The 16,638-nt window shown below is 67.7% G+C and carries 15 protein-coding genes; 8 read left to right on the forward strand and 7 right to left on the reverse strand.

Annotated features, from left to right (window positions below):
• Positions 1-18: 18 nt before the first annotated feature.
• From F1C58_RS15335 to F1C58_RS15345, 3 genes are read left to right on the forward strand one after another with little or no spacing between them, the layout of a single operon-like run.
• The gene (locus F1C58_RS15335) at positions 19-696 is read left to right on the forward strand and encodes a TetR/AcrR family transcriptional regulator (protein WP_185201904.1); all 678 of its coding nucleotides are present in this window, start codon (positions 19-21) and stop codon (positions 694-696) included.
• Positions 696-1,403 (forward strand): hypothetical protein, encoded by a 708-nt coding sequence (locus tag F1C58_RS15340; RefSeq protein WP_185201905.1) that lies wholly within the window; start codon positions 696-698, stop codon positions 1,401-1,403. Before F1C58_RS15335 ends, F1C58_RS15340 begins: the two co-directional genes overlap by 1 nt.
• Positions 1,400-3,298 (forward strand): YhgE/Pip family protein, encoded by a 1,899-nt coding sequence (locus F1C58_RS15345; protein ID WP_185201906.1) that lies wholly within the window; start codon positions 1,400-1,402, stop codon positions 3,296-3,298. The genes F1C58_RS15340 and F1C58_RS15345 overlap by 4 nt, the downstream gene beginning before the upstream one ends.
• A 53-nt stretch (positions 3,299-3,351) precedes the next feature.
• Here the strand turns inward: F1C58_RS15345 and F1C58_RS15350 are convergent, their stop codons facing one another.
• Positions 3,352-3,987 (reverse strand): TrmH family RNA methyltransferase, encoded by a 636-nt coding sequence (locus F1C58_RS15350; protein ID WP_185201907.1) that lies wholly within the window; start codon positions 3,985-3,987, stop codon positions 3,352-3,354.
• A gap of 148 nt (positions 3,988-4,135) precedes the next feature.
• Here F1C58_RS15350 and F1C58_RS15355 point away from each other — a divergent pair, with 148 nt between their 5' ends.
• Positions 4,136-5,344, forward strand: a complete 1,209-nt coding sequence (locus F1C58_RS15355; protein WP_185201908.1) for an FAD-binding domain-containing protein — start codon at positions 4,136-4,138, stop codon at positions 5,342-5,344.
• 44 nt (positions 5,345-5,388) lie between these two features.
• On the opposite strand, the gene F1C58_RS15360 is transcribed toward F1C58_RS15355, so the two are convergent.
• Positions 5,389-6,309, reverse strand: a complete 921-nt coding sequence (locus F1C58_RS15360) for an AEC family transporter (protein WP_185204192.1) — start codon at positions 6,307-6,309, stop codon at positions 5,389-5,391.
• 75 nt (positions 6,310-6,384) lie between these two features.
• Between F1C58_RS15360 and F1C58_RS15365 the strand changes: the two genes are divergently transcribed.
• On the forward strand, positions 6,385-7,185 hold the full coding sequence (locus tag F1C58_RS15365; RefSeq protein WP_185201909.1) for an HAD-IIA family hydrolase: 801 nt from the start codon (positions 6,385-6,387) through the stop codon (positions 7,183-7,185).
• A gap of 16 nt (positions 7,186-7,201) precedes the next feature.
• Here the strand turns inward: F1C58_RS15365 and F1C58_RS15370 are convergent, their stop codons facing one another.
• Both F1C58_RS15370 and pyrE read right to left on the reverse strand, forming a co-directional pair.
• Positions 7,202-8,293 carry a hypothetical protein gene (locus tag F1C58_RS15370; RefSeq protein ID WP_185201910.1) on the reverse strand — a complete coding sequence of 364 codons (1,092 nt, stop codon included), beginning with the start codon at positions 8,291-8,293 and terminating at the stop codon, positions 7,202-7,204.
• An 11-nt stretch (positions 8,294-8,304) separates the two neighbouring features.
• A complete protein-coding gene (pyrE, locus tag F1C58_RS15375; protein ID WP_185201911.1) occupies positions 8,305-8,856 on the reverse strand; it encodes an orotate phosphoribosyltransferase in 552 nt (183 codons plus the stop codon).
• Between the two features lie 82 nt (positions 8,857-8,938).
• Between pyrE and F1C58_RS15380 the strand changes: the two genes are divergently transcribed.
• The 3 genes from F1C58_RS15380 to F1C58_RS15390 all read left to right on the forward strand — a co-directional run bounded on the left by F1C58_RS15380 (position 8,939) and on the right by F1C58_RS15390 (position 12,363).
• On the forward strand, positions 8,939-9,775 hold the full coding sequence (locus F1C58_RS15380; protein WP_185201912.1) for an exodeoxyribonuclease III: 837 nt from the start codon (positions 8,939-8,941) through the stop codon (positions 9,773-9,775).
• Between the two features lie 50 nt (positions 9,776-9,825).
• Positions 9,826-10,596, forward strand: coding sequence for a GntR family transcriptional regulator (locus F1C58_RS15385; protein ID WP_219731992.1), 771 nt, complete (start codon positions 9,826-9,828; stop codon positions 10,594-10,596).
• A gap of 378 nt (positions 10,597-10,974) precedes the next feature.
• Positions 10,975-12,363 carry a DUF6421 family protein gene (locus F1C58_RS15390; protein ID WP_219731993.1) on the forward strand — a complete coding sequence of 463 codons (1,389 nt, stop codon included), beginning with the start codon at positions 10,975-10,977 and terminating at the stop codon, positions 12,361-12,363.
• Positions 12,364-12,531: 168 nt separating this feature from the next.
• Here F1C58_RS15390 and F1C58_RS15395 read toward each other — a convergent pair whose 3' ends face one another.
• From F1C58_RS15395 to F1C58_RS15405, 3 genes are all read right to left on the reverse strand, one after another.
• The gene (locus tag F1C58_RS15395) at positions 12,532-14,571 is read right to left on the reverse strand and encodes a hypothetical protein (RefSeq protein ID WP_185201913.1); all 2,040 of its coding nucleotides are present in this window, start codon (positions 14,569-14,571) and stop codon (positions 12,532-12,534) included.
• 150 nt (positions 14,572-14,721) lie between these two features.
• The gene (locus F1C58_RS15400) at positions 14,722-15,777 is read right to left on the reverse strand and encodes a glycosidase (RefSeq protein WP_185201914.1); all 1,056 of its coding nucleotides are present in this window, start codon (positions 15,775-15,777) and stop codon (positions 14,722-14,724) included.
• 2 nt (positions 15,778-15,779) lie between these two features.
• The gene (locus F1C58_RS15405) at positions 15,780-16,613 is read right to left on the reverse strand and encodes a carbohydrate ABC transporter permease (protein WP_255461393.1); all 834 of its coding nucleotides are present in this window, start codon (positions 16,611-16,613) and stop codon (positions 15,780-15,782) included.
• Positions 16,614-16,638: the final 25 nt, after the last annotated feature.

The raw sequence follows: 16,638 nt of genomic DNA on the forward strand, positions 1-16,638 counted from the left end.
AGTTATTACACTGGAGCCATGACCACCGCCTCCCCACTGCGTGCACCGCGCCGCGATGCCGCCGAGAATCGCGAGTCCCTTCTCGCCGCGGCGCGCGTCGTGTTCAACCACGATCCCTCCGCCTCACTCGAGGCGGTGGCCGCTCAGGCGGGCCTCAGCCGTCGCTCGGTCTACGGGCACTTCGCCAATCGCGAGGAGCTGCTGCTGGAGCTCGTGACCACCGGCGCGCGCCGGGTGGCGACGGCGCTGGAGTCGGTGACCCATCCCGATCCCCTCGTGCGCCTCGCCCTGATCGCCTCGAGCCTCTGGCGCGAGGTGGAGAGCGTGCGCGTGATGGCGCTGGTGGCCGTGCGTGGCCCACTCGCGGTCCACACCGCCGCGACCCTTGGTGCCATCAGGGCGAACGTGCGTGCCGCGATCACCGAGGGCCAGGCCGACGGATCGATGCGAACAGACCTCGCGGTCGAGCGCCTCGCCCGGCTGGTGGAAGACACTGCTCTCGTCGTGCTCGAAGACTCGACGGAGCATCCGCTCGGCGCGCAGGAGGGCGACCGCCTCGCCATGCTGATGACCCTGGCTGTCGTCGGTCTCGGCTGGCGCGAAGCCGGCACCTTCATCGACGGGCGACCCGAGCTCGCCTGGCCCGCCGCCACCGAACCAGCCGCCGATCTGCGAGCAGACAGGGCGGGCCAGTGATGCGCATAGAACTCCAACAGGCCGCCATCGGGCGGGGGCTCGGCGCTTCTGTGCCCGCTCTCGACCTGATCGTCGACGGACCGGTTCCCGTCGTGGTGGCCGTCCAGACCGATGAACGCCCGATGCTGGTGTCGATGCTGCTCGCCGGGCGGGTTCGCTGCGACACCGGGCGCGTGCTCGTCGATGGCACGGAGGATGCCGACCGGCTTCGTCGCCGCACGGCCCTGGTCGACACCCCGATCGTCGCAGAGCCCGGCGCGGGAATCGCCCTCTCCACCATCGTCGCCGAGGAGTTCTCCTTCGCCGGATTGCCCACCTCCGGGCGGGCCGTACGCCGCTTTCTCGCCGATCACGGGCTGGCCGACTTCGCCCCCCTCCCGGTGCGCGCTCTTCCGCCGGCCGATCGCATCCGCCTCTTCAGCGAACTGGCGGTGCTGCGTGCGGGAGTCGACGGCATCATCGTCACCTCGCCGGAGCGCCACGGCGGCGCACCCGCCGAGTGGTTCGGGCACCTGGTGGACCTTGCCGACCGCGGCGTGACCGTGGCCATCGTCACCGACTACGCCACCGCCAAGATCCTCATCGGCCTGGGAGCGCGGGACGGCGCAACGCCGGAAACCCCACCCGACCAAGAACCAGCAGAAACAGAAACGGATCCAGAACCGTTGCTGGCCCCCACGGATCCCCCGGAAAGCGACCTGTCGTGAAGATCTCCCCTCTCATCCGCGCCGAATTCGCGCGCCTCACCTCCAGCCGAATCGGCATCGCATCCCTCATCGCCCTCATGACGGTGCCGCTCGTCTACGGCGGCCTCTACCTGTGGGGCAACCAGGACCCGTATTCGAGCCTCGACAAGGTGCCCGCCGCGCTCGTCGTGCAGGACACCGGAACCACTGTCGACGGCACGCGGACCAACTACGGCGAGAAGGCCGCGAAGTCCCTGTTGACAGACGAGAAGTTCGGCTGGGTCGAGGTCACCGCCGCGCAGGCGGCCGCCGGCGTGAAGAACGGCACCTACGACTTCGGCATCACCTTTCCGTCCGACTTCTCCGCCCGGCTCTCCTCCGCATCGGGTGACAGCCCTCGGTCCGCCCAGTTGAAGGTCACGACCGACGACACGAACAGCTACCTCTCCACGACCATCGCCAAGCAGGCCGCAGAGGCCGTGCGGGTGGAGATCGCCAAAGAGGTCGGCGCAGAGGCATCCCTCACCCTGCTCGCCGCGGTGGGCGACCTCCGCGACGGCCTGGTGAAAGCCGACGACGGGGCGAGCACGCTGGCGGATGGCGCGGCCTCTGCCGCGACCGGTGCGGCGTCTCTCAGCTCCGGCAGCTCGACCCTCGCCAGCGGAGCGGCGTCGCTCTCGAGCGGGATCTCCCGGCTCGACGCGAAGGCCTCGAGCCTTCCGTCTTCGGCCACACAACTCAGCAGCGGCGCATCGAGCGTGGCATCAGGGGCGGCAGCGGCCTCATCCGGCAGCGCGACGCTCGCCGGCAAGGCCACCCAGGTGGCGACCCTCGCCGCTGGCACCCGGTCCCAGGTGGCCGCCGAGCTGGCCGACGCGGGAGTGGATCCGGCCGTCGCCGCGACTGTCGACGCTCAGCTCGCCGGGGTCTCCGGCGCGACCGCCCAGGTCGGAGCGGGAACCTCGTCGCTCTCGACGAGTCTCGGCACTCTCGCCGCCGGCGCGGCGCAGGTCTCGGCGGGAGCGGCCACCCTGAAGGCCTCCGCGCCGGCCCTCTCCTCTGCGGTGCATTCGGCAGCGACCGGGGCCACGAGCCTCTCGAGCGGAGCCGGCGAGCTGGCGAGCGGGGCATCCGCTCTCGGCAGTGGCACGGCGGAACTGGCGAGCGGATCGGCGACGCTCGAGAGCTCGCTCTCCGACGCGGTGGCCAAGGTTCCCGTCACCACCGCCGCCGATCGCCAGGCGACAGCGGATCTCATCGCCAACCCGCTCGCGGTGAAACAGAGCGCGATCACGCAGGCGGCCAACTACGGAGCCGGCCTCGCGCCGTTCTTCCTCGCGCTGGCCTCATGGATCGGCATTTACGCGCTCTTCCTGCTGGTGCGACCGCTCTCGCGCCGGGCCCTGACCGCGGTGCGCCGCCCGATCCGCACCACCCTGGCCGGCTGGCTGACGCCCGCCATGCTCGGGGTCGTGCAGATGGTCGGGCTCTTCGCTCTGGTGACCCTCGCTCTGCACCTGCCCGTGGCGAACCCGGTGGGCCTCGTCGCCTTCATGGCCTTCGTGGCGATGACCTTCGCCGCGATCGTGCTTGCCCTCAACGTGCTGCTCGGCAGTGTCGGGCAGTTTCTCGCGCTGGTCTTCATGGTGGTGCAGCTGGTGACCGCCGGCGGAACCTTCCCCTGGCAGACCCTCCCTGGTCCGCTCGCCGCGCTGCACCAGGCGCTGCCGATGAGTCATGCGGTGGATGGCATCCGCCAACTCATGTACGGCGGTCTGAGCGCGAGCGTCTGGTCTTCGATCCTGCCGCTCGTGCTCTGGCTGGTCGGCTCGTTGGTGGTCTCCGTGCTCGGCGCGATGCGCCAGGGGCGGTTCCGCATCCTGCGCGAGCTGCGACAGTCGCCGATCGGGGCGTGAGCCACTCAGGCTGAGGCCCCGCCCGGGGCCGGGCCGCCTGAGGCCGGACGGCCTCAGAAGGTGGCGTGCTGCGTGATCCACGCGTGCATGGCGACGGCAGCGGCAGCCGAGGCGTTGAGGCTGCGGGTGGATCCGAACTGGCTGATCTCCACGATGTGCGACGCGGCGGCGATCGCCTCGGCACTGAGCCCCGGACCCTCCTGCCCGAACAGCAGGATGCAGGCCGGCGCGAATGAGAAGGTCTCGATGATTACGGAGCCGGGCACGTTGTCGATGGCGATGATCGGGAGGGCGGCATCCGCTGCCCAGCTGGCGAAGCTCGCGACATCCGGGTGGTACATCACGTGCTGGTAGCGGTCGGTCACCATGGCGCCGCGCTTGTTCCAGCGCTTGCGACCGATGATGTGCACGGTGTCGGCCCCGAAGGCGTTCGCGCTGCGCACGATCGAGCCGATGTTCATGTCGTGCTGCCAGTTCTCGATCGCCACGTGGAAGGGATGCCGCGACTCGTCGAGATCCGCCACGATCGCCTCCATCGTCCAATAGCGGTAGCGATCGACGACGTTGCGTGAGTCGCCCCTCTCGAGCAGTTCGGGATCGTAGAACGGCTCGGTGGGCAGCGCACCCTTCCACGGTCCGACGCCGTTGGTGGTGAGCTCGACGCTCGGGTTGGGCTCTGGCGATGTCACTCCGTCAGGGTAGCCGGGATCCTCCGCCGCAATTGCTGTTGGGAAGGCTGCTGACAAGCTGACGAAGAGACCTCGGCCCGTGGCCGGGGTCCTTTCTCGCGCTGCGCTCCACAGCTACTCTCCTGACAGACGAGGGATGATAGACGCGATGTTCACGCCCACCCGAGCCGCGGGACTTGAGTTCCTCGCCGATTTCCTCCCTCGTGCGGGACGCGATTACGCGCGCGACCGTAACCATGACCATGGACCGTCGCGCACCAACGTTTCCGGTCTCTCCCCCTACCTCCGTCACAGGCTCGTGGCAGAGCGCGAGGTGGTCGCGGTCGTGCTCCAGCAGCATCCGCTCGGATCGTGCGAGAAATTCGTGCAGGAGGTATTCTGGCGCACCTACTGGAAGGGATGGCTTGAACAGCGTCCTGAGGTGTGGCGGCGGTATCGCCGTGACCTCGCAGAACTCGAACTCCTCGGCGACTACCCGTCTGCCGACTACGAAGCGGCCATCGCCGGACGCACCGGCATCGACGCGATGGATGCCTGGGTGCACGAACTCATCGACACCGGGTACTTGCACAACCACACCCGCATGTGGTTCGCGAGCATGTGGATCTTCACCCTCGACCTGCCCTGGCAGCTCGGCGCGGACTTCTTCTATCGACACCTTCTCGACGGGGATGCCGCGTCGAACACGCTGTCGTGGCGCTGGGTCGCCGGGCTCCAGACCGCGGGCAAGACCTATCTCGCGACGGCGTCCAACATCGCTCGCTACACCGACGGTCGGTTCTCGCCCGTGGGGCTTGCGACATCGGACCGGGCGCTCGTGGAGGATCCACTTCCGTCTCCCCAGGGCATCGCGCCGGTGGAGTCCGCCGCGGTCGGAGGACGCGTCGGGCTGCTGCTGCATGAGGAGGATCTCGACGCGGTGAGCCTGCTCGACGAGCATCCGGGACTCGATGCACAACGGCTCGTAGCGGTCGCCGGATACGCGGATCCGGATGCTCGATCACCACTGGGCGCATCGCATGCTGTTCGTCGATTCACGACATCCGCGCTCGAGGACGGGGTCGCGCGGGCATCGGCTCACTTCGGACAACCCGGTCGGGTTCTGCAGGACGCCTTCTCGTCGACGGTGCTCGAGTGGGCGGCATCCGAAGGCCTCGATGCAGTTGCCGTGCCGTACGCCCCGGTGGGCCCGGTGGAGGAACGGATGCTGGCCCTCCAGGCCGCGCTCGCGTCAGAGGGCGTGGCCCTCACGTCGGTGCGGCGACGCTGGGATACCCTCGCCTGGCCGCATGCCGCGCGGGGCTTCTTCCCCTTTCGCGAGCAGATTCCCGGGCTGCTGCGCCAGCAGGGTCTGTAAACCCGAGGCTGCGGATTTCGCGCCCCACCGGGCGATTGTTGCCGTCACCCCAGCAGGGCCGCCACCACCACGAGCACCGGGATCGATCCGATCGTGGTGATGAGCACCGTGTCGCGGGCGATGATCTCCCCCCGGCTGTAGCGCGAGGCGTAGTTGAAAACGTTCTGGGCGGCCGGAAGCGCGGCGAGCGCCACCACCACGAACAGCGGATGCCCGTGCACGCCGAACACGAAACGACCGAATATCCACGCCGCCACGGGCATCCCGACCAGCTTGATCGCGGATGCCACCAGCACGTCGCGACGCCCGCTGCCGGCCTGAAGCAACTTCTGCCCGTGCAGGGACATCCCGAACGCGAGGAGCACGACCGGCACCGCTGCACCCCCCAGCAACTCGAAGGGCTTGAGCACCGCATCCGGCGGATGCCATCCCGTGACCGCCAGCACCACGCCGAGCACGGATCCGATGATGAGCGGATTGCTGATCGGCTTCAGCAACACCCTCCAGACCGACACGCGCCCGGTGGTGGCCACATCGAGGATCGTGAGCGCGATCGGCGCGAAGACGAGCAGTTGCAGCAGCACGACCGGGGCGGAATAGGCCGCGCTGCCCAGCACGTACACGGCGACCGGGATGCCGATGTTGTTGGCGTTCACGTACCCGGCGCCCAGCGCCCCGACGACCATCTCCGGCACTTCGCGGCGCCAGACGAAGCGCGCTATCGCCGTGTAGGCCGCGAAGGCCACGAGTGCCGCGACGAGCGACACCACGAGCAGGGAGGAGAACAACACCGAGACCTTCGCCGACTCCAGCACGGTGAAGAGCAGGCACGGCGACAGCACGAAGAACACGATCCGATTGAGCACGAACCCGGCATTGGGCCCGAGGATGCCGATGCGGCCCACGAGATATCCCACCGCGATGATGAAACCGATGATCGCGAATCCGACGAGTACCCCGCCCATGCCCCCCACTATCTCCGGGCTGCTGCGCGCGAGACCAGTCACCTTCAGGATAGGTGCGCTCGCTACGATGGGCGCATGACCGATCGCGGCGAAATCGAGTGCTGGCTCACCGACATGGATGGTGTGCTCGTCCATGAGAATCATCCCGTGCCCGGTGCATCCGCTCTGCTCGAGCAGTGGCGCGACCAGGGCAAGCCATACCTCGTGCTCACCAACAACTCCATCTTCACCCCGCGGGACCTGAGCGCCAGGCTCAAGGCATCCGGCCTCGACGTTCCCGAAGACCGCATCTGGACCTCCGCCCTCGCCACCGCCGATTTCCTGGCGTCGCAGGCGCCCGGCGGGTCGGCCTTCGTCATCGGCGAGGCGGGAATCACCACGGCGCTGCACGAGGCCGGCTTCATCATGACCGAGACCTCACCCGACTACGTCGTGATCGGCGAGACCCGCAACTACTCTTTCGAGGCGATCACCAAGGCCATCCGTCTCATCGTGGCCGGGTCCCGCTTCATCGTGACGAATCCGGATGCCACGGGCCCGAGCGCCGACGGACCCTTGCCGGCCACCGGAGCCGTCGCCGCGCTCATCACGAAGGCCACCGGCAAGGAGCCCTACGTGGTCGGCAAGCCGAACCCGATGATGTTCCGCTCAGCGATGAACAAGATCGGTGCGCACTCCGAGAACACGGGCATGATCGGCGACCGCATGGACACCGATATCGTCGCCGGTATCGAGGCCGGGCTGCACACCATCCTCGTGCTCACCGGCATCAGCGATCAGAACGAGATCGACAAGTATCCGTTCCGGCCCGACGAGATCCTCAACAGCGTCGCGGATCTGCTCGAACCGGGACCCATCGAGTCCGACGAGATCTGAGACGCCGCTCAGGCCGCTACTTGGCCGGGGTGCCCGCGACGCTGCCGGTGATGGGCTCCCCGCCGGAGCGGTTGACGAAGCAGAAATAGTCGTGCTGCCCCTTCGTCCACTCGTCCGCGGTCGCCGCATACGAGGCCTGGAACTGGATGTCGTTGTACGCCCCGGCTGTCGCCAGGTCGATCACGCCCGGGGCCGTGCAGAGCAGGTTGATCTGCGACTGAAGTGAATCCAGCCCGGGGTAGGCCGCCGTCGCTTCCCCGGGGAAGGTGCCACGGAACACCATCTGGGCCGGATGCGCCGCCGCGCAGTCCACGACGGTGAAGCGCAGGTCGAAGGGGGTGGAGTAGGGGTCGACGCACTCGCCCCCGCGCAAGTCGCTCCACAGGTGCACGCCCACGGCCGCCGGAACCCCCGGCACCGCTGTCGCGCTGGGAGATGCCGACGGCGAGACCTTCGGGGCCGCGCTCTTCGTGGCGGCGACCGGCTCCGAAGGGGGCGCGATCTTGATGCCGATCACGAAGAGGAGAGCGAGCACGAGAAGGGCGATCACTCCCCCCGCGATCCAGAACAGCAGCTTCTGGTCGCGGGTGAAAGGTGCGCGCGGCTCGCGTGGTGCTACTCGGCTCGGCTCACGCGCACTCTCACTCTCGGCGATCGGGTCTTCGGCGAGCGCTGACGTCTCGAAGCTGGCAAAGGGTCCGGCGACCGCGGCAGAGGGCGTCGAGGCGGGAGGCGATGCGGCGAAGGGGTTGAGCCTCCCCGGGATCGCACCGACCAGAGGCTCTCCCTCGTAGTCCTTGAATTGCGTCTCGCCGAACAGGGAGTCGATCGGAGTCGTCGGGTCGACGTCTTCGTCCGAGTCCGAGCTGAAGTACGGCTCAGGGCGCTGCGGCGATGCGGATGCCGCCGGCCGGGGCGTCGCCGGAATCAGTTCGGTGGCGGGCGCGGGTGAGTCAGGCAACTTCGGGGTGGTCGAGGCGGGCGCGGCCCTCCCGGGCGTGGCATCCGGCACGCTCGCACTGCCGAGTCCCCAATCGAAGGGGGAGGTGATCGGGTGGGGTCCGGTGTTCTTCCCGGTGCCCTCTCCGGTGTCGTCGCCAGCGGCCATCGTGCGATTCGCTACTTCGAGAGCCCGAGGTCGGCGAGGCCGATCGCAGCGAAATAGGGGTACCCGGCGGCCTCGATGACCTCACGAGCGCCCGTGTCACGGTCGACGACGACGGCTACGCCGGCGATCTCCGCCCCCACCTTCTTGAGCGCCTCGATGGCGGCGAGCGGGGATCCGCCGGTAGTAGAGGTGTCTTCGAGCACGATCACGCGCTTTCCGGCCAGGTCCGGTCCCTCCACCTGGCGGCCGCGCCCATGATCCTTGGGTTCCTTGCGCACGACGAAGGCGTCGTAGGAGAGCCCGCGGGCAGCACCCTGGTGCAACACCGCGGCGGCGATCGGGTCTGCCCCCATCGTCATGCCGCCGACCGCGGAGACCTCCGCGACATCCGCGATCAGGTCGAGCATGACCTGGCCGATCAGGGGCGCGACGCGGTGGTCGAGGCTCACCTTGCGCAGATCCACGTAGTAGGTGGCCTTCTTGCCGCTCGTGAGCGTGAAATCGCCGTGGAACACGGCTCCCTCGGAGATGTAGTCGATGAGCTGCTGTCTGGCGTCGGTCACGGCCCCGATTCTACTTGGCAGTTTCCGGCCGGGCTCCGTTGCGGGTCGAAGGGGCAGGCTTCCCAGCGATTAAAGTGGGCGCATGCGTGTTGCCACCTGGAATGTGAACTCCATCCGAACGCGAGCCGCCCGAGTGGTCGACTGGCTGGGGCGTGAAGACATCGACGTGCTCGGTATGCAGGAGATCAAGTGCAAGGAGAGCCAGTTTCCGTTCGAGCTCTTCGAGGAAGCGGGCTACGAGGTGCAGCTTCATGGCCTCAACCAGTGGAATGGCGTCGCCTTCGCCAGTCGGCTGCCCATGGACGATGTGCAGATCGGATTCCCCTCCGCTCCCGGCTTCAGCAAGACCGAGATTGAGGGCGCGCCGCCGCAGGAGGCCAGGGCGATGGCCGTGACCGTGGAGGGAGTGCGCCTCTGGAGTCTCTACGTTCCGAACGGACGCAGCCTCGACGACCCGCATCTCGCCTACAAGCTGGACTGGCTGGCGAAGCTCGCCTCGGACACGAGGGCGTGGCTCGCCGAGCATCCAGACACTCCGCTCGCCCTCATGGGTGACTGGAACATCGCTCCCTTCGACACCGACGTCTGGCCGACCTGGGACTTCGCCAACAGCACCCACACCTCGGCACCCGAGCGAGCGGCCTTCGCCGAATTCGAGACGATCGGGCTCTCGGATGTCGTGCGGCCCCTGGTGCCGGACGGCTTCACCTACTGGGACTACCAGCAGCTGCGCTTCCCCCGCAACGAGGGAATGCGCATCGACTTCATCATGGGCTCCGCCCCCTTCGCCGAACTGGTGACGGCGGCGAGCATTCACCGCGACGAACGCAAGGGCGACGGTCCGAGCGACCACGTTCCGGTGGTCGTCGACCTCGAGGTCGACGTCGAGGACGACGAGGATCGGCCGATGATCTTTTGAGTCCCGCGGGGTTGCCCGATCCGGCACGACGGGGCCGGTAGGGTCGGAGAGTGAGTGACAACCGAACCTCCAGCGCCGCCGGCGATAGAGACAAGTCGTCTTTCGCCACGAGCCCGGTGGTCAACCTCGTGTTCGAGCGGGTTCTGACCTCGGTGCACGAGGGTCGCCTGTTGCCCGGCCAGCGCATCAGCGATTCGGAGCTCGCCGAGCAGCTCGGGGTTTCGCGAACCCCCGTGCGCGAGGCGCTCCAACGCCTCCGCGACATCGGGATCATCGAGGCCTCCGCCAGCCGGTTCACGCGCGTCGCGCTCGTCACCCCGAAACAGACCGCGGATGCCATGGTCGTCTGGGTCGCGCTCTACAGCGCTCTCGTCAACGAGGTCATTCCTCTCGTGACGCCAGAGATGGTGGCCGCCATGCGCGCCGACCACGCGCTCTTCCTCGAGCACGTGAGCTGGGCGCTCGACCCGAAGCGGATGGCCGAACTGCGCGCGAATCCGCAACTCGTGCATGAGCACGTCGCCGAACTCGTGCCGCAGAAGATCGCCATGGCCAACGCCAAGTTCTTCAATCACCTGGTGGGACTCTCGCAGAATCCCTCACTCGTGCGCGGCATCAACTCCGTGGTGCACCTCATCCAGCTCGGCAGCCTCTACCTGCCCGACTATCTCGACTTCCGAGCGCTCAGCGAGTCCCAGCAGCTGCTCATCGCCGCCGCGCGGGACCACGACCGCGCAGCGGCCCAGGGCGCGCTGCGAATGCTCGGTCTGATCAGCGTGCCGACAGCGGCGCTCGAGGCAGAGGCGCAAGCCGAGCTCTGAGGTGTCCCCGAACGGGGGGTTCTGTCCTCCTTTCGGAGGACCAATATACTGCTAACGTATACCTACGCATGAAAGTGCGGAGTCGGTTTCGACGTCTGGAATTCCCACTCGATGCATCACCCGAATCGAGTGACGACGCCGAAATTCTAGCCACGTCGCCCCTTACCCAGGCGATCCAGCGGACTGGTCGCCCGAATGACCAGTCCGCTGACGTGCATCCGGGGAACGCCGCCCCCGCGCACGCCTCATGCGTCTCAGGGGCCCTCCTGTGCAACTTTTCCGCGCCGATGACAACCAAACGGCGCGATTGCGCAGATATCCTCGAGAGAGGCGCATTCGCGCCGTCTTGTCGTTTCTCTCGGGATCGGAGGTCGAACCATGTCATACGCCGCTTCAGCACCACAGAGCGCAATCGTCGGGGAGCCTGAGGTCCTCGAGGACGGCCCCGTCGAAACGAGCGCGGCGTGGCTCGAACTGAAGGCCGCGGTCGCGGCGCTCCGCCCGCTGCAAGTGCAGGACGGGAGCATCCCGAACAGCGCAGACCATGCGGATGCCCGCGGCCTGGTCGCCACCATCGCCGGCACGCTCCGCGCCTTCGTGCCGGTCTTTCCGCACGATGAGGCCTACCTGCATGCCGCTGCCCTCGACTTCGAACAGTGGGCGGCGTCCGGATTCGGCGTGCCAGACTTCTTCGACTCCCTCGCCGCCTTCCAGCCGCAGCTCCACCGCGTGGACGGCCTGCGTCACGTGGTCGTGTTCCCCATGTACACGCAGAATGGCAGCACGGACCGCCTGGTCGAGGCCGTGATCGTCGAGGTGATCTGGCCGCAATTCGTGGCCGCCCTCGAAGCTGGGGAGTACTCGAACGCGCTCTTCGTTCCCATTCGTTTCGTCGACTTCACCGCGGGCTACGACACGAACTCCGCGGTGCTGTTCCCCGAGACGATCGCCCTGCGCGCGGTGCCGACCTTCACCTGGGGAGCGATCTTCGCCGACCGGGAGGCCGCGCGGTTCCGCCGGGTCGTGCGCGAGGCATCCGCCGTCACGAAGCTCGACCTGCCGGCGGACGCGCTGCGGCTGCTCGACGATCAGCACCTGGCCGAAGAGACCTTCGTCATGTGGGACCTCATCCACGACCGCACCCATATGCGCGGAGACCTGCCCTTCGATCCGTTCATGATCAAGCAGCGCATGCCGTACTTCCTGTATTCGCTCGAGGAACTGCGCTGCGACCTCACCGCCTACCGCGAGGCGGTGCGCCTGGAGCGTGCCGAGGACACGGATGACGTGACCCGCGACCACGCGAAACTGGTGCAGTACACCGTGCTCTTCGACCGGATCTTCCGGTTCGCGATCACCGGCACCCGGGTGCGCAACTACGACGGGGTCGGCGGGCAGCTGCTGTTCGCCTGGCTGCACCAGCACCACGTGCTGCACTGGACCGATACACGCCTCACCATCGACTGGGCGGACGTGCCGGAGGTAGTCATCGCTCTCGGACGGGAGATCGAGGAGCTGTACTGGCGCTCGATCGACCGGCCGAAGACCGCGCACTGGCTGGCGGCCTACGAACTGGTGTCTGGCACCCTGACGCCGCATCCGGCATCGAACTGGGCGAAGCGGGACCTGCCGCTGGATGGACCGCCCAAGGGTTTCACCGATGCCGTGCTGCCCGACGAGTTCCCCCTGTCGATGTTCTACGAGGCGCTCTCCAAGAAGATGGCCGACGTGATCGAGTCGACCGCTGGCCTGACCGGCCGCAGCTAGCGGCCGCGGCGGCGGCCGGCACTTCGCGTCGACCATCCATGCCGTGCGCGCGTCATCATTCAGGAACATGTGAGGCGGACGATGCGGCTGGGCATCCCTGAGGTGCGCAGCCGCATCATCCGCCCCGTCTGTCCCGCATCGTCCTGAATAGCGGAAATGCTTCCGGCGCTAGCGCGTGACCACCGCGAATCCACCGGGCCTCAGCAGGATCGTCGACGAGCCCGAGATCACCCGAGTTTGCAGGAGTCGTCCGCCGGAGTCATAGGTGCGCACCGTCGTGCGCTCCCCCGCGGTGCCGACGCGGGTCGGTAGCGGAAGCACGGATGTCGAATGCACCAGTTCCGTCGAGGCAGAAGCACCCCCTAGCACCAGCCGCGAGACGAGCGGTCGCACGATCACGGCATCGAGCTGCACCGTTCCAGAGGTTGCCCGAACGGTGACGGTCGTCGCCCCGGCGCCGATCGGCAACGTGAGCGTCTGCGGCAGCAGCGCCCCCGGCACCGCGGTGATCCCCTGTGCGCCGACGCCGTCTCGGATGATGCCGAGCGGAATCCGGCCGGCCGTCCACACCGAGGATGCCGAACCCGGGTTGGGCTCGAAAGTCACCGGCTCGAGGTGCCGAGCACCCGATCCGGCCGGTATCGCCAGGCTCGCGGTCGACTTCGACGGCAGAGAGAGGTAGGCACCTCCCCCGAACTGCGACTCACCGGTCCAGGCCGAAGCCGGGGTGACGATCGTGCCGGTGGTGGCCGTCGCGGACTCGGCCTGCACCACGGTGAGACCGTCGTGCGAGACGGTGGCCGGGGTCGCGACAGCACGCGCCGCGACATCCGGATTCGCGTCGAGCGCGAGCATGGAGAGCAGGCCGTGAATCGTGCTCTCCGCCCCGGAATTGGGGTTCACCGTGCCGTCGGGTTGCACCCCGTCGAAGGTGACTCCCGTGGCGCGATCGTAGGTCGGCCTCCCGGAGGGATTCGCGCCGAAGAACCACGACCCGGCGATGCCCGCCAGCTGCCGGATGCCCGGCCGATCGCCCGCCGTGGCGACCGCGAGCAGCGACTGCAGCCGCGAATCGGCGCCGTAGGCGATCTGGGTGGTGTCGACCGGCGTCGGGTACCAGCCGTTGTCGGGGCCACCAGCCGCGAGCAGTTCTGTCGTGAACCCGACCGAATCGGCCACGGCGGGCTCCAGCAGCGCCGGGTTCTTCAGCACGGTGGATGCCACGGCGAGGGCCGCCGGCATCTGCGAAGCGTACGCGTGCCACATCGAGCGGGACTCCGCCCAGGGGAGGATGGCACCGTAGGGCCATTGGGTGGATGACCCGGCTCCCCTCTTCGAGATACCCTCGGCGAGCTGCGCGAGCGCGGTGCGGGAAGCGGTGTCGCCGGGGGCAGCCGCCGAATACGCGCTGAGGCCGAGGACGGCCTCGGCAGAGGCATCCGCCCCGTCGATGATCAACCAGGCCGGCACTCTGGCACCGTCCGCGATGGCGTAGGTGCCGTACTTGTTGAGCACCTCCCGGTCGAGCGCCGCGACGCCGAGTTGGAGACGCTGCTGGAGGAAGCTCGCGAAGGCCGGATCGGAGTCCTTGAAGTCGGCGTACCCCTCACCGAAGGCCCAGAGGCTGCGAGCGAGCCAGTAGCTCGGCCCGCTGTCGGAGGGATCGGGAAGCTCCACCGGCACAGGCGACGTGTTGAAGGTGCCGTCGGACTGCATCCAGAGCACGACGTTTCCGGCATTCGGACCGCTGGAGGTCTGGAAATAGGCGACGGATCTCAGCAGCTCGTACGCCTTGGTGCGGCTCGCGGCGGAACCGCTCTGCTTCCAGTCCCGCAGGTAGACGACGGCGGCGCGGGTGATGTCATCGGCGTTGTAGGCGCCCTGGCCGTAGTGTCCCGTTGCGGGGTCGAGTGGTCCACCACCGACACGGGCGAAGGTGCCTCCGGGCCGGGAGTCCGCGTAGGTCCATGGCATGGTGATGGCCGGCTCCTCCGCGAGGCGGTAGGTGCTGTGGCCGTCTACGGCACCGGGCGAGGCCGTGTCGAGCAGGAAATCGAGGTGCGCGAGGTTGGTGAGGCGTGCCGGGGCAGCTGAAGCGCCGGCCGCACTCGACGGGCTGGCAACCGCCGGGCTCGCGACAGCCGCAGCACCGACCATCGCGGTTGCAGCCAGTGCGACAAGCCAGCGCCGGGAGAGGGAGTTCGTCATCGAACGTGTCCTTTTCTGTGAGTTGTGTGCTTTCAGAATTCAGGAGGATGTGGTGCTGATGTGGTGGATGGTGCAGGTGTCGACCTCAGGAGGGCTCGGCAGCCCCATCCGTGCCGCGCCTTCCTGAATGATGAGAGCGGCAGGGCGGGGCTAGAGACGGTCGATGCGCGCGACCCCGATCTTGGAGTCGGCCATGCCGTAGAAGACGAAGAGCTGGCCGTCGATACGCTCGATAGCGGTGGGGAAGACCACGTTGGGCACGATTCCGCTGCGCTCGTCCTCCGTCTCCGCCGCCAGCAGCGGCTCGGTGGTGCGAGCGAGGATCTTCGTCGGATCCGCGGCATCCAGGATCATGCCGCCCGCGGAGTAGTTCACCTTCTGCTGCTGCGTGAACGCGTTGTCGATCTCCCCGGTGACACCGTGGTAGAGCACCAGCCAGCCTTCGTCGACGAGCACCGGCGGCGGTCCGCCCCCGATCTTCAGTTGCTCGAAGGGGGATTCCGGGGCGGCGAGCATGCGGTGTCCGCGCCACAGCACGATCGAGCGTATGTCTTCCATCACCTCGGCCACGGGAACGTAGCTGATCCAGATGCTCTGCCGATCGTCGGCGGTGCCGGCCGGCACGGTGCGAAGCTCCCCCGGTTTGATCTCGCCGAGGTCCCACATCGGGCGGTGGAGCACCGCGAAACTCTCCACCCCGTCGGGGGCGGTCACGGGCTCGGGAAAGAACACCGTGTCTTTGTTGTGGAAGAGATTGAGATCGATGTCGAGGGAGTCATCGAACTCGAAGAGCGCCGGGCCGAGTCTCGTCCATTCGCGCAGGTCGGTGGATGTCGCGATCGCGGTGCGCGGACCCAGCGGCCCGAACGCCACGTAGGTCATCACATGGAGGCCGAGCCGCGGGACGAACGTGACCCGCGGATCCTCGGTGCCGGAGTTCTTCGCGCCGCGCTCCCACGAGCGCTCCGGCTGCAACACGACTCCCTCGCGTTCCACCCCGACCGGCACTCCGTGCTCGATCACCACCCGCGCAAGACCGACCCGGCTCACGTTTCCGGTGGCGACCATGCGGGGAAGGAGGTAGAGCGTGCCGTCATCCGAATGTCCGGTGGCCGGATTCAGCACCCCCTCGGCCTCCAGCTCGTCCCCGGGGGTCGGAGACATGATCACTCCGGCGCGGGTGAGGGAATAGGGGAAGGGGAACATGGTCAACCTTTCACGCCCGAACCGATATTGGTCGAGACGAAGTACCTCTGGAACACGATGAAGAGCACGACGACGGGCGCCGCAAGAACGACAGCGCCCGCGAGGGTCGCGCCGAACGGGTTGGACGCGGAGGCCGCGACATTGGAGATGTAGTTGGCGAGGGAGACGGCCAGCGGTTGCAGGCTCGCCTCCTTCGTCACGAGGAATGGCCAGAGGAACTCGTTCCACGGACCGATGAACGTGAGCAGCACCACGGTGATGATCGCGGGGCGCACGAGCGGGATCGCGATGCGCCAGAGCAGCACAAGCTCACTCGCCCCGTCGATCCTGGCCGCCTCGAAGAGCTCTTTGGGCAGCTGCAGGAAGTACTGCCGGAAGATCACCACCGCCGTCGAGTTGATGAAGAACGGCAGGATCATGCCCAGGTAGTTGTCGGCGAGCCCGTAGTCGCGCGCGATGAGCACATACAGGGGGATCATCAGCAACTGGAACGGGATCACCTGCACCAGCAACGCGAGAGCGAAGGTGACCCCGCGGCCGCGCCACTGCAGCACGGCGAGCGCGTAGCCGGCCAGGAGTCCGAACACCATGGTGCCGAGGAGGACGCCCCCGGTGAAGATGCCCGAATTGAGCAGCCCCTGGAAGAGGTTGATGCGGTCGTTGATCTGCACATAGTTCTCCCCCGTGATGTTGGTGACGTTGGGGAAGGCTCCGGCGACCGAGGGATCGGGCTTGGCCTGCAGCGACCCGATCACCATGTAGTAGAACGGGAACAGGAAGACGAGGGCGCCGAGGGCGAGCACCACACCCCTCAGAGTGCGCTGGGGGCGTGACATCCGGGTGTGCGCGAAGTGGTCCGTG

This window comes from Glaciihabitans sp. INWT7, from assembly GCF_014217685.1.
In the GTDB taxonomy this organism is placed as follows: domain Bacteria; phylum Actinomycetota; class Actinomycetes; order Actinomycetales; family Microbacteriaceae; genus Lacisediminihabitans.